This is a genomic window from Actinoplanes sp. CA-051413 (assembly GCF_050955795.1).
In the GTDB taxonomy this organism is placed as follows: Bacteria; Actinomycetota; Actinomycetes; order Mycobacteriales; family Micromonosporaceae; genus Actinoplanes.
In genome coordinates this window covers 5,584,038-5,596,154 of record NZ_CP192100.1, presented here as the reverse complement: position 1 = coordinate 5,596,154, position 12,117 = coordinate 5,584,038, and the positions used below count along the sequence as shown (strand labels likewise).

The window sequence follows — 12,117 nt, the reverse complement described above, 5'->3', positions numbered from 1 at the left end:
GCTGAAGCTGGAGCGGGGAGCGGGAGCGGAGTCTCAGTGGTCCAGGTGGCAGTTGCCGGCGGCGGCCGACACGCAGGTCTGCACCAGGACGTTGTCGCCTTCGACGGCGGTGGTGATCGAGCCGTCGCGCAGGTCACGCACGGCGCCCTCGGTCATCGGCAGCACGCAGCTGAAGCAGATGCCCATCCGGCAGCCGGACGGCATCAGCACGCCCGCGGCCTCGCCGGCCTCCAGCAGCGGCGTGCTGCCGTCGGCGTCGACGACCGTGCCGGAGCGGCCGAAGGTGACCTTGCCGCCGTCACCGGTGGCGATGACGGTCGGGCGGAACCGTTCGACGTGCAGGTTCTGGGTGATGCCGGCCTCGGCGAAGTGCGCGCCCAGGTCGTCCAGCATCTCGTTGGGCCCGCAGGCCCAGGTGTGCCGCTCGGCCAGGTCGGGGACCAGGGTGGCCAGCTCGGGCGGGGCGATCCGGCCGGCGGTGGCGGTGTGCCGCTCGACGAAGCGGATCCGGCCCGCGGCGGCCAGCGTGCGCAGCTCGTCGCCGAAGACGACGGCCTCGCGTTCCCGGGCCGAGTGCACCAGCACGACGTCGTCCAGCTCGTGCAGGGCGCTGCGCAGCATGCCCATCACCGGGGTGATGCCGCTGCCGGCGGTCACGAACAGCACCTTGGCCGGGCGGGTGGCGGGCAGTGTGAAGTCGCCGGCCGGCTGGTCCAAGTGCACCAGCATGCCGCGCCGGGCGTGGCGGATCAGGTGGTTGCTGACCGCGCCGTCCTTGACGGCGTTGACGGTCACCGAGAGCCGGCCCGGTGCGCTGGTCACCGAGTACGCGCGCCACAGCCGTACGCCGTCCACGTCGACGCCGAGGCGGACGTACTGACCGGGCTCGTGCCGGCGGAAGCCGCGACCGGGCCGCAGCACCAGGGTCACCGCGTCGCGGGTCTCGGGCCGTACCGCCTCGATCCGGGCGCGCAGCACGGTCGGGTTGCGCAGCGGCGCGATCACGTCGAGGTAATCGGCCGGCACCATCGGTGTCGTGAGGAGCTCCACGACCCGCCAAGCACCCGATCGCAGGGTATGAGTCACCGCCATGTCTCAAGCCTGCGGTGATCTCGGCACGAATGCCTGACCCGGTCAAGAGAATTTGGCGGCAGGTTATTGTTCCCTACGAACAAAAGGGGGTCGCGGTGAGCGATGTGAAGGACTTCCGCCTGTCCGCCGAGGCGGCCGCCCCGCTGCGGCACGCGCTCCCGGCGGTCGCCACCCAGACCGTGGAGGCCATCACCGAGGGGGTGCCGGCGTACGCGAAGGCCTTCGCCGGGGAGCTCGGTCCGCAGATCGAGAAGGCGGTCAGGGCCGCGCTGGCCACTTTTCTGAACCTGGTGTCCCGGTCGGCCGGCAAGGGGCGGGGCTCACCGCTGACCCCGGCGCTGGAGGCAGCGTACGCGCTGGGCCGGGGCGAGGCCCGCAACGGGCGCAGCCTGGACTCGTTGCTGGCGGCGTACCGGCTGGGGGCGCGGGTGGCCTGGCGGGAACTGGCGGCGATCAGCGTCCGGGCCGGGCAGGACTCGGCGACCATCGCGCACTTCGCCGAGCAGGTGTTCGCGTACATCGACGAGCTCTCCGCGGCCAGCGTCGCCGGGCACGCGGACGAGCTGGCCAGCTCCGGCCGGGTCCGCCGGCACCTGCTGGAACGCCTGGCCCAGGCCCTGCTGGCCGGTGAGCCCGCGCACGTGGTGACCGCGGCGGCCGAACGGGCGGAGTGGGTGCCGCCACAGACCCTCACCGCGGTGCTGGTGCCCGAGCCGTTCGCCCGCTCGGTGCTCGACCTGCTCGACGCCCGCACCCTGCAGGTCGCCGAGGCCGGCCCGGACGAAACCTCGGTGCTGCTGGTCCCGGACGCCCAGGGCCCGTCGCGCATCCACCTGACGCGGCTGCTGGCCGGCCGGGGCGCGACCGTCGGACCGGTCCGGCCCTGGCTGCAGGCCCGCGACTCGCTGGCCCGGGCCGTGCGGACCTCTCGGTTCGCGCCCAGCGCCGGGGGAGCGGTGGTCGACACCGAGGACCACCTCGTCGCGCTCATCGTCACCGCGGACCCGCAGGCCCTGGCCGACCTGCGGGCCAAGGTGCTGGCCCCGCTGGCGGACGAGAAAGAACCGGCGGCGGCCAAGCTGGCCGAGACACTGCGCGCCTGGTTGCAGCACCAGGGCCGCCGCGACGAGGTCGCCGCGGCGCTGTTCGTGCACCCGCAGACGGTCCGCTACCGGATGACCAGGCTGCGCGAGCTGTACGGCGACCGCCTGCGCGACCCGCAGTGGCTGCTGCAACTGACCGTCGCCCTGGCCCTCGAACCGGCCTGAGCCGCCGTCCGCCGAACGAATGACCACCGTGGTCCCGTCCCGCGCGGCGCGCTTATGGTCAGCGCGGACACGACGAACGGGGACAAGCGTGGACGATGACGACGAAGAGCTGCGGACCGGACAGGATGTCGTCCGCGAGGTGCTGGCCGCGCTGGCCCCCGCCGAGCTGCCGTACGTGGGGACGGTGCTGGAGGCGTACCGGATCGAGCCCTGGACCCTGACCGGTCTGGCCGGTGGCCGGCAGCTCGGGTGGGCGCCGTTCGTGCTGGGTTTCGTCGCCGAGACGGTGGTCACGCTCGCCGCCGGCGAACCGGAGACCGTGCCCGCCCGGCGGGGCCGGCTCGCGGCGCTGCTCAGCCGGTGGCGCCGCTCGCGCATCGACCACCTGGCGCAGGTGCCGGACCAGCCGGTGCCCGCCTTCGACCAGGGTCAGCTGCGCGCGGTCTGGGCCGCGGCGACGGATGCGGCCACCGAGCACGGCTGCTCCCCGGGCGACCGGGAGGCGTTCGCCGCGGCGGTGGTCGCGGCCCTGTCCGTCGGTCACCTGCCCGGGCCCCGGCGGCCGCCGGAAGACTGACGCCGCCGGGCGCATTACGGCGGCCGGAGAGTCTTGCGGACGTCGATGAAATGTAGGGTGACCGGCATGCTTCCGCGGGCCGTGCTCCTGGCGCTGACTCTCGCCCTCACCGGCCCGCTCCTCGCGGCGACCGGCCCGGCCACCGCGGCCTCACCCGCCGCGCAGGCGCCCACCCCGTCCGCCTCACCGGCGCCCACCGCCGCGGCCGAGTCGGTGAAGTGGTACCGCGTCCGGCCCAGCTACGACGGTGAGAACGAGTATCTCTACGAGATCGCCGAGCGCTTCCTCGGTGACGGCGACCGCCTGGACGAGATCTTCGAGCTCAACCGCGGCCGGCTGCAGGCCGACGGCAACCGCCTGACCGTCCCGGACGAGATCGAGTCCGGCTGGGTGCTGCGGATGCCCGCCGACGCCGAGGGTCCCGGGCTGGAGACGGGCCCGCTGCCGGCCGTGGCGCCCAGCGCCCCTGCCGCCTCCGCGCCCGCACTGCGGGCGACCACCACCCCACAGAAGTCCGGGGTGTCGCCGATCCTGCTCATCGCCGGGCTGCTCCTGGTCGTGGCCGGTGCCGTACTCGCGGTCCTGCTGGCCCGCCGCCGACGGACTGCGCCGCCCGCCGCCGGCGTCGTGGTGCCACGCCAGCGCACCGGCGAGGAGACCCCGGCCTTCGACGCGGCCGCCTCCTGGACCATCGACCGGGCCCTGCGGGTGCTGGCCACCTCCGCCGTCGCGGCGGGCCGGCCGGTGCCGCCCGTCCTGCGGGTCAGCGTCGGCGAGAGCTGGATCGGCCTGCGGCTCGCCGAGGCCGACGCGGCTCCGTGCGAGCCCTGGGAGGCGCGCGAGGACGGCACGCTCTGGGTCGCCGCGCTACGTGCTTTGCAGGCCCTGCCCGCCGACCAGCAACTCGCCGCCTTGTGCCCGCGGCTGGTGACGCTCGGCGTCCAGGACGGCACGCGCGAGCTGCTGGACCTGGGCCGGGTCGCGGGGCCGGTGAGCCTGCGGGGAGACGCGCCGGCCACCCGGGCGCTGCTCGGGGCCTGGGCCACCGAGCTGACCGGCAGTCCCTGGTCGTCCGGCGTCCGGGTGGTGGCCGGCGGCCTGCTGCCCGAGGTACGCGACGCGGGCCCGGTGCTGTCCGTGCCCGCCCTCGACGACGCCGTCACCCAGGCCACCGGCGAGACGGCGCCGGACGACGGGTGGCTCTCCGTATTGCTGCTCGGGGCCGTGCCGGCAGGGCGCGATGCGGACCGGGTGCGGGAGCTGGTGGCGCGGGAGGGACGGCCATGGGCTGTCGTCGTGCTGGGCCGGGCCAGGACCGAGGCGGTGCAGCTCACGTTGCATCCGGACGGCCGGCTGGACACCGGGTCGCTGGGCGTCACCGTCCGGACGGCGAGGGCGGCGGCCGAGCCCAAGCCGGTCTGAGGGTCACTCGGCGTCGGCGACCACCCGGTCGCGGCCGGCGTGCTTGGCCGCGTACAGGTGCCGGTCGGCGCGGGACAGCAGCATCGCCGGCGTGACCCGCGCGTCCGCTGTGGCCGTCACGCCGATGCTGGCGGTGACCGGCAGGCGGCCGGTGATCGGCGCCCAGTCGTGCCCGCGCAGTTGCGCGGCCAGCTGCTCGCAGACTCGGACCGCCGCGGCCGTGTCCGTGCCGGGGAGCACCAGCAGGAACTCCTCGCCGCCGAGCCGGGCGGCGAACGCGGGCTCGGCCAGCGCCTCGGTGAGCAGCCGGCCGACCTGGCGCAGCACGAGGTCACCCGCGTCGTGCGACAGCGTGTCGTTGATCCGCTTGAAGTGGTCCAGGTCGGCGATCGCCACCGCCAGCGGGCGGCCCGCCGCCACCGCCTCACCCAGCAGCGCCGGCAACCGCTCGTCGGCGTAGCGGCGGTTGTGCAGGCCGGTCAGCGCGTCGCGGTGGGCCAGCTCGCGGAAGTGCTCGCCGACCCGGCGGGCCTCGGTCGCCTCGAACACCGCCTGCAGCGTGCGGGCCTGGGCGTCGCGCTGTGCCGACTGCAATTCGGCGAAGAACCGGTGGTACGCCACATGCGCGTCGTACGCCTCGCGGTGCAGGTCCATCGCCGCGTACAGGGCGGCCTGCTGCTCCAGCATCGCGGCCTGGGTGGCCCGCAGTCCGCGTTCCTGCGCGAGCCGGCGGGCGGCGTCCAGATCGGCCTGGGCGGCAATGAACTCGCCGGCCAGCCGGTGCGCCTCGCCGAGGGTCAGCATCGCCTCGGGCAGCGCCGCGCTGGTGCTGTGCAGGTACTCGGGATCCTGGGTCAGCGGGCGCAGGATCTCCTCGACCGCCCGGTGGTCACCGCCGGCCAGCCGGACCCGGGCGATCGTGATGAGCTGCGGCCCGTCCAGCGGGATCCCGGCGATGGCCTGGACCTCGGTCATCCGCTCGACCGCCCGGGCCGCGGTGCCGGGATCGTCCTGCTGGGTGGCCAGGTTGGCCAGGTTGCCGAGGATCATCAGCATCTGCTGGTGGTCGCCGGCGGTGGCGGCCAGCTCGAGGGCCTCGCGGTAGCGCTGCGCGGCCTCGTCGGGAGAGCCGCTCTCGCCGAGCACCACGGCCAGGGTCATCAGGTGCCGGACCCGTACGGCCACCGGGTCGTCGGCGCCGAGGTGGGCGACCGCCTGCACTGCGTGTCCGAGAGCGCCGGCCAGGTCGCCGATGTAGTAGTGGAAGTGGGTCAGCGTGCGGTGGCTGCAGGCCAGCACGTACGCGTCCCCGCGCTCCAGCGCCCAGGCGTTGACCTGCTGGGCGAGGGTGCCGCCCTCGGCCGTACGCCCCTCGCGCAGCGCCGCGTCGGCCCGGATCAGCCGGGCGCGCATCGCCGTGCGCTCGTCACCGTCACGCTCCAGCGGTGCCGCCGCGGCGGCCGTGGCCCGGAAATCGGTGACCGGTCGCAGCTCCAGCTCAGCGACCTCGATGCTCACAAAACGCAATGTAATGCTCACAGGTCTCGCTCGGGGTGCGAACCCGGCCTCCGGGTTTCACCGCCGGAGCGGTGGGCACAGCCTCCGCGTGGACGAACGGTATCGACTGGTGGGACGGCTCGGCGTGGGCGGCATGTCCGAGGTGTGGCGCGCCCACGACCAGGTGCTCGCCCGGGACGTGGCGGTCAAGGTGATCGCTCCCGGCGCGCCCGCCGACTCGCAACGCCCGGCCCGCATCCGGCTCGAGGCGCGCGCCGCCGCCGGTCTGCGGCACCCCAACATCGTCGAGGTCTACGACTACGGCGAGGCCACCGACGGCGCCGGGCAGGCCCGCCCGTACGTGGTGATGGAGCTGGTCGAGGGCCCGACCCTGGACGACCTGCTCAAGGACCGGGCCCTGCCGTGGGCCGCCGCCACCCGGATCGGCGCGCAGGTCGCCGCCGCGCTCGCGGCCGCGCATGCCCGCGGGGTCGTGCACCGCGACGTGAAGCCCGGCAACGTGATGGTCACCCCGGACGGTGTGAAGCTGGTCGACTTCGGCATCTCGGCCGCCGCCGGCGCGGTCGACGAGACCGACGGTGAGGTGCTGGGCACCCCGGCCTACCTGGCCCCGGAACGCCTCGACGGCGGCCCGGTCCGGGTCGCCACCGACGTGTACGCGCTCGGCCTGCTGCTCTACCGCGCGCTGGCCGGCCGGCTGCCGTGGACCGGCTCGACGGTCACCCAGATGGTCGGCAACCACCTCTACGTCGACCCGGCGCCGCTGCCCCGGATCGCCGGGCTGCCGTCCCGGGTGGCCGAGCTGGTGCGGCGCTGCCTGGCCAAACGCCCGCAGGACCGGCCGACCGCGGCCGAGGCGGCGCGGATCCTCGGTGCGGCTGTGGGTCAGCCGGTTCCGGAGCCGCTGGCCCTGCCGACCGTCGCTGTCCAGGCCGGCGCGCCGACCGTCGCCCTGACGGTGCCGGCTCCGCGCCGTCCCGGCCGGCCCCGCCGTCCGGGGCTGCTGATCGCCGCGGGCGTCGCGGCTGTGGCGATGATGTCGTCGTTCACCTGGTGGCCCTCGGGCGCGCCCCGGTCGGCCGAGGCCGAGGCCTCGACGGTGCCGTCGGCGTCCGCTCCGGCTCCGTCGAGTGCCACGCCGGCCCCGAAGCCGTCCGGGACGACGACCGACCGCCCGGCCGGCCGTCGCACGACGGTGACCAGGCCGGTGGTGGCCACCAAGGCCAAGCCCAAGCCCGAACCGGCGCCCGAGCCCAAGGCCGGCCCCAAGGACGACTCCAAGGGCAAGTCCAAACCCAAGGCTCCGGAGAAGGCGAAATCCAAGGGCAAGGACAAAGGCAAGGGCAAGGGCTGACCCTCAGGCCAGCCGCCGGTACTCCTGCGGGCTCATGCCGCGCTCGCGCTTGAACGCCGCGCTCAGGGCGAACGCGCTGCCGTAGCCGACCCGGCGGGCCACCGCCCCGATCGTCGACTCCGGCTCGCGCAGCAGGTCCGCCGCCAGCGTCAGCCGCCAGGTGGTCAGGTAGCTCATCGGTGGTTCGCCGACCAGCTCGGTGAAGCGCCGGGCCAGCGCCGAGCGCGACACCCCGCACCGCTGGGCCAGGGTCGCCACCGTCCACGCCTCGGCCGGTTCCTCGTGCAGCAGCCGCAGGACCGGCCCGACCACCGTGTCGTTCCGCGCCTGGTACCAGGCCGGTGCTCCGGACTCCGGCGCGGCCAGCCAGCCCCGCACCACCGCCACCAGCAGCAGGTCCAGGATCCGGTCCAGGACCAGCTCCTGGCCGGGCTCCGGGCGGGAGATCTCGGCGGCGAGCAGCTCCACCGGGCCGGCCGCGCCCGGGCGCACCAGCAGTGGCGGTAACGCGTCGAGCAGCCGCCGGCTCACCTCGCTGCGCAGCTGGTAGGTCCCGGTCAGCAGCAGGGTGCTGCCGTCCGGCCCGTCGCCCCAGGTGCGCCCGCCCGCGTCCACCGTGGCGGTCCGGTCGGGGCCGGCCAGCGTGGTGCACGTCTGTCCGGGACCGATCAGCGTCTGCCACGGCGTGCCCGGATCGTCGGCGACCGTGTAGTGGCCCGGCCCGCGGACCAGCGCCACGTCGTACGGGTGCAGCAGCATCGGCTCCCCGTCGTCGGGCAGCACCCAGGCCGACCCCCGCACCAGCGTCATCACGGTCAGCGGCGCCTCGTCCTCGATCCGCAGCGCGTACGGCGGTTCGAGCAGCGACCGCAGCAGGAACGCCCCCCGCGCCCGCGGCCCGTCCAGCAGCCCGGTCAAGGTGTCCACCCGGTCACCGTAGCGCCACGTCCCAGACGCCGGTGGCCGCCGTGGCCCGCGCGTAGTCGGCGAAGTCCCGCGGCGGGCGGCCCAGCGCGCGTTGCACCCCATCGGCCACGCTGGCGTTACGACCGTCGGTGATCAGGTGGAACAGGTCGCCGAGGTCCTCGGGCAGGCCGTGCTCGCGCAGCACCGCGGTGAACTCCTCGGGCCGCAACGCCGTGAAGCTCAGCGGCCGGCCGGTGGCCTTGGCGATCTCGGCGGCCGCGTCGGCGAAGGTGAGCAGGCGGGGGCCGGTCAGCTCGTAGGTCTGCCCGGCGTGCCGCGCGTCGGTGAGCGCGGCCACCGCCACCTCGGCGATGTCGTCCGCGTCGGTGAACGGCTCGGCGGCGTCGCCCACGGGCAGCGCCAGCTCGCCGGAGAGCACGGCGTCGAGCAGGAAGCCCTCGCTGAAGTTCTGGTTGAACCAGCTGGACCGCACTACTGTCCACTCGAGACCGGAGCGGCGCACGGTGTCCTCACTGATGAGCGCCTGCGGTTCACCGCGCCCGGAGAGCAGGACCAGCCGGCGTACGCCGCGGGCCGCCGCCCGGTCCACCAGGGCGGCGACCGTCTCCGCCGCGCCGGGCAGCGCGAGGTCGGGATAGAAGCTGAGGTAGGCCGCGTGGACGCCGTCGAGGGCGGCGTCCCAGGTCTGCGGCCGGTCCCAGTCGAACGGCGGCTGAGCCGAGCGCGAGCCGATCCGAACGGGCCGGCCCTGCCGGGTGAGCAGGGACGCGATCCGCCGGCCGGTCTTGCCCGTGCCGCCGAGCACCAAAGTTGTCATGACCTCAGTCAACCGCCGCCTGCCGGGACGGGCCATGGTCCGGAGTCGCCCGTCCATACGCGAGCGTCCACAGCCGCCGATCGACTTTCGTACGAGGCACGGAAAAGTTTTGATCGCACATGGAGAACTTTCTTCATATCGAGCCTTTCCTTTGTCCCGCGCCCTGGGCTAGCGTCGCCTCACGTAACACGGAAGACACATGGTGTTAGCGGAAGTACGTCTCTGCCTGCGATCGGAAGGGATGCCGTATGCGCACGGGAATCTGGTTGATCGGCGCACGCGGCTCAGTCGCCGTGACGGCCATGGTCGGCGCCACCGCTCTGCGGGCCCGCCTGGTCGAGCCCACCGGCTGCGTCACCGAGCTGCCGCAGTTGCGCAGCGCGGCGCTGCCCGGCTGGGGCGAGCTGGTCTTCGGCGGCCACGACATCGTCACCACGCCGGTGCTGAAGAAGGCCGACGCGCTGGCCGCCGCCGGTGTCGTGCCCGGCCGGCTGGTCGCCGCCCTGGCCGACGAGCTGACCGCGATCGAGAGTGACCTGCGGCCGCTGCCCGCCGCGCCGACCCAGGCCGACACCGCCGAGCGGATCGCCGCCGACCTGCGCGAGTTCCGGGCGCGGCACGACCTGGCGCAGATCGTGGTCATCAACGTGTCGACCACCGAGCCGCTGCCGGAGCCGCACCCCGCCCACGCCTCGCTCGCCGCGCTGACCGAGGCGCTGGACGGGCCCGACCCGGTCCTGCCGCCCAGCGCGCTGGCCGCGTACGCCGCCTTCACCGCCGGTTGCGCCTTCATCGACTTCACCCCGTCCACCGGCGCGCGCCTGCCCGCTCTGGCCGAGCTGGCCGAGAGCGCGGGCGTGCCGTACGCGGGCAACGACGGCAAGACCGGCGAGACGCTGGTCAAGTCCGTGCTGGCGCCGATGTTCGCGTTGCGCAACCTGCGGGTGCGCAGCTGGTCGGGGATCAACCTGCTGGGTGGCGGCGACGGCGCGAACCTGGCCGACCCCGCCGCCAACGCCGCGAAGGTGGCCAGCAAGCAGCGGGTGCTGGGCGACGCCCTGGGCTACCAGCCCGAGGGCACCAGCCGCATCGACTACGTGGCCGAGATCGGCGACTTCAAGACGGCCTGGGACCTGGTCACCTTCGAGGGCTTCCTGGGCACCGGCATGCGGATGGAGTTCACCTGGCACGGCTGCGACTCCGCGCTGGCCGCCCCGCTGGTGCTCGACCTGGCCCGGCTGACCGCCGCCGCGCACCGCGCCGGACGGGCCGGGCCGCTGAGCGAGCTGGGCTTCTTCTTCAAGGACCCGCTGGGCGCCGGGCCGTCCGCGCTGGCCGAGCAGTGGGCCACCCTGGCGGCGTTCACGGCGGGGCTGACGCGATGAAGGCGCCGCTGCGTACCCTCGCGGAGCTGGTCCGGGCCCCGGCGGCGCTGTCCGTGCCGGGTGACGTGGTGGCCGGCGCGGCCGCGGCCGGCACGCTCAGCGCCCGCACCGCGGGACTGGCCGGCGCGTCGGTCTGCCTCTACTGGGCCGGCATGGCCGCCAACGACTGGGCCGACCGCGACCTCGACGCGGTCGAACGACCCGAGCGCCCGATCCCGTCCGGCCGGATCTCGGCCCCGGCGGCGCTGGGCATCGCCGCCGGGCTCACCGCGGCCGGCCTGGCTGTCGCCGCGAAGGCCGGGGGAGCGCGGGCCCTGGCGGTGGCCGTGCCGCTGGCCGCCGCGGTCTGGGCCTACGACCTGCGGGCCAAGAACACCGCGGCCGGACCGGCGGGCATGGCCGCCTGCCGCGCCCTCGACGTCCTGCTCGGTGCGACCCCCGGCGATCCGGTACGGGCGCTGCCGGCCGCCCTGGCCGTCGCCGCCCACACGTACACGGTGACCGAGCTGTCCCGCCGCGAGGTCTCCGGCAGCGACAGCAGCGCCCTGCCCGCCACGACACTGGGCGCCACCGTCGCCCTGGCGGCGGCCGTCGCGTCCCGGGGCAGCGCGGCGACCGGCCTGCTCGCGGGCGAGTACGCGACCAGCTACGGCCGTGCCCAGGCCCGCCTGTTCACCGAACCCGGCGCCGCGACCGTGCGCGCCGCGGTCGGCGCGGGCATCACCGCGCTGCCGTCGTTGCAGGGCGCTCTCACCGCCCGGGCCGGCCGCGGCTGGACCGGCCTGGCGCTCGCTGCCGCCGCGCCACTTGCCCGGCTGCTCGCCCGCAAGGTCTCACCCACATGACCGGGCTGCGGTTCGGCTATGGGACCAACGGGTTCGCCAACCACCGCCTCGCCGACGCGCTCACCGTGATCGCCGGGCTCGGCTACACCGGGGTGGCGCTGACGCTGGACCACGACCACCTCGACCCGTTCGCGCCCGGCCTGGCCGCCCGGGTGACCCGGACCGCCGACCAGCTCCGCGACCTGGGCCTCGCGGTCGTCATCGAGACCGGCGCCCGCTATCTGCTCGACCCCTGGCGCAAACACGCGCCCACGCTGCTGCACGACGATCGCAAGCTGCGGCTCGACTTCCTGCGGCGGGCGGTCGCGGTGGGCGCCGACCTGGGTGCCGAGGCCGTCTCGTTCTGGGCCGGGGTACGCCCGGACGACGTCGACGAACGCACCGCCTGGCACCGGCTGGTCGACGGCTGCGCCGAGGTCACCGAGGCAGCCACCGCGGCATCCGTGCCGCTCGGCTTCGAGCCGGAGCCGGGCATGCTGGTGGCCGACATCGCGGACTGGCGGCGGCTGCACGCCGAGCTCGGCGCCCCGGCGATTTTCGGTCTGACCCTCGACATCGGACACTGTCGCTGCCTGGAACCGATACCCGTGCCCGACTGCGTGACCGCGGTCGCCGGGCACCTGGTCAACGTGCAGATCGACGACATGGTCCGGGGCGTGCACGAGCACCTCGAGTTCGGCACCGGCGAGATCGACTTCCCGCCGGTGCTGCGGGCCCTTCGTGAGAGCGGTTACCGAGGCCTGGTCGCCGTCGAACTGCCCCGGCACTCGCACGCCGCTCCGGCCGTCGCGCGCGAGTCCCTGGCCTTCCTGCGAGCGGCCGACGAGGAGGCGCGATGACCGCCTGCACCGAGCATCGCCGTGCGAAACCTGCCGACGGCCGGGACCGCGAGGGCCAGGGCATCGCAAAGGA

The 12,117-nt window shown here is 74.9% G+C and carries 11 protein-coding genes; 7 read left to right on the top strand and 4 right to left on the bottom strand.

Translation table 11 applies throughout. The annotated features are described in order from the left end of the window. Nucleotides 1–33 precede the first annotated feature (33 nt). Nucleotides 34–1,092 (bottom strand): ferredoxin reductase, encoded by a 1,059-nt coding sequence (locus ACQP2Y_RS26385; RefSeq protein ID WP_433717715.1) that lies wholly within the window; start codon nucleotides 1,090–1,092, stop codon nucleotides 34–36. A gap of 95 nt (nucleotides 1,093–1,187) precedes the next feature. Here ACQP2Y_RS26385 and ACQP2Y_RS26380 point away from each other — a divergent pair, with 95 nt between their 5' ends. The 3 genes from ACQP2Y_RS26380 to ACQP2Y_RS26370 all read left to right on the top strand — a co-directional run bounded on the left by ACQP2Y_RS26380 (nucleotide 1,188) and on the right by ACQP2Y_RS26370 (nucleotide 4,359). Next, nucleotides 1,188–2,360 carry a PucR family transcriptional regulator gene (locus tag ACQP2Y_RS26380; protein WP_433717714.1) on the top strand — a complete coding sequence of 391 codons (1,173 nt, stop codon included), beginning with the start codon at nucleotides 1,188–1,190 and terminating at the stop codon, nucleotides 2,358–2,360. Nucleotides 2,361–2,448: 88 nt separating this feature from the next. Then, nucleotides 2,449–2,937, top strand: a complete 489-nt coding sequence (locus ACQP2Y_RS26375) for a hypothetical protein (RefSeq protein ID WP_433717713.1) — start codon at nucleotides 2,449–2,451, stop codon at nucleotides 2,935–2,937. Nucleotides 2,938–3,003: 66 nt separating this feature from the next. Beyond that, nucleotides 3,004–4,359, top strand: coding sequence for a hypothetical protein (locus ACQP2Y_RS26370; protein WP_433717712.1), 1,356 nt, complete (start codon nucleotides 3,004–3,006; stop codon nucleotides 4,357–4,359). Nucleotides 4,360–4,362: 3 nt separating this feature from the next. On the opposite strand, the gene ACQP2Y_RS26365 is transcribed toward ACQP2Y_RS26370, so the two are convergent. Next, nucleotides 4,363–5,877, bottom strand: a complete 1,515-nt coding sequence (locus ACQP2Y_RS26365; protein WP_433717711.1) for a diguanylate cyclase — start codon at nucleotides 5,875–5,877, stop codon at nucleotides 4,363–4,365. Between the two features lie 88 nt (nucleotides 5,878–5,965). Here ACQP2Y_RS26365 and ACQP2Y_RS26360 point away from each other — a divergent pair, with 88 nt between their 5' ends. Continuing rightward, entirely contained in the window at nucleotides 5,966–7,231 is a 1,266-nt protein-coding gene (locus tag ACQP2Y_RS26360) for a serine/threonine-protein kinase (RefSeq protein WP_433717710.1), read from the top strand. 3 nt (nucleotides 7,232–7,234) lie between these two features. Here ACQP2Y_RS26360 and ACQP2Y_RS26355 read toward each other — a convergent pair whose 3' ends face one another. Both ACQP2Y_RS26355 and ACQP2Y_RS26350 read right to left on the bottom strand, forming a co-directional pair. Continuing rightward, on the bottom strand, nucleotides 7,235–8,158 hold the full coding sequence (locus ACQP2Y_RS26355) for an AraC family transcriptional regulator (RefSeq protein ID WP_433717709.1): 924 nt from the start codon (nucleotides 8,156–8,158) through the stop codon (nucleotides 7,235–7,237). A 4-nt stretch (nucleotides 8,159–8,162) separates the two neighbouring features. Beyond that, entirely contained in the window at nucleotides 8,163–8,975 is an 813-nt protein-coding gene (locus tag ACQP2Y_RS26350; RefSeq protein WP_433717708.1) for an NAD(P)H-binding protein, read from the bottom strand. Nucleotides 8,976–9,223: 248 nt separating this feature from the next. On the opposite strand from ACQP2Y_RS26350, the gene ACQP2Y_RS26345 reads away from it, so the two are divergent. The 3 genes from ACQP2Y_RS26345 to ACQP2Y_RS26335 are packed head-to-tail and all read left to right on the top strand — an operon-like array spanning nucleotide 9,224 to nucleotide 12,044. Next, complete coding sequence (locus ACQP2Y_RS26345) at nucleotides 9,224–10,360, top strand: inositol-3-phosphate synthase (RefSeq protein WP_433717707.1); 1,137 nt, start codon at nucleotides 9,224–9,226, stop codon at nucleotides 10,358–10,360. Further along, a complete protein-coding gene (locus ACQP2Y_RS26340) occupies nucleotides 10,357–11,205 on the top strand; it encodes an SCO3242 family prenyltransferase (protein ID WP_433717706.1) in 849 nt (282 codons plus the stop codon). The genes ACQP2Y_RS26345 and ACQP2Y_RS26340 overlap by 4 nt, the downstream gene beginning before the upstream one ends. Continuing rightward, entirely contained in the window at nucleotides 11,202–12,044 is an 843-nt protein-coding gene (locus tag ACQP2Y_RS26335; RefSeq protein WP_433717705.1) for a sugar phosphate isomerase/epimerase family protein, read from the top strand. The genes ACQP2Y_RS26340 and ACQP2Y_RS26335 overlap by 4 nt, the downstream gene beginning before the upstream one ends. Nucleotides 12,045–12,117: the final 73 nt, after the last annotated feature.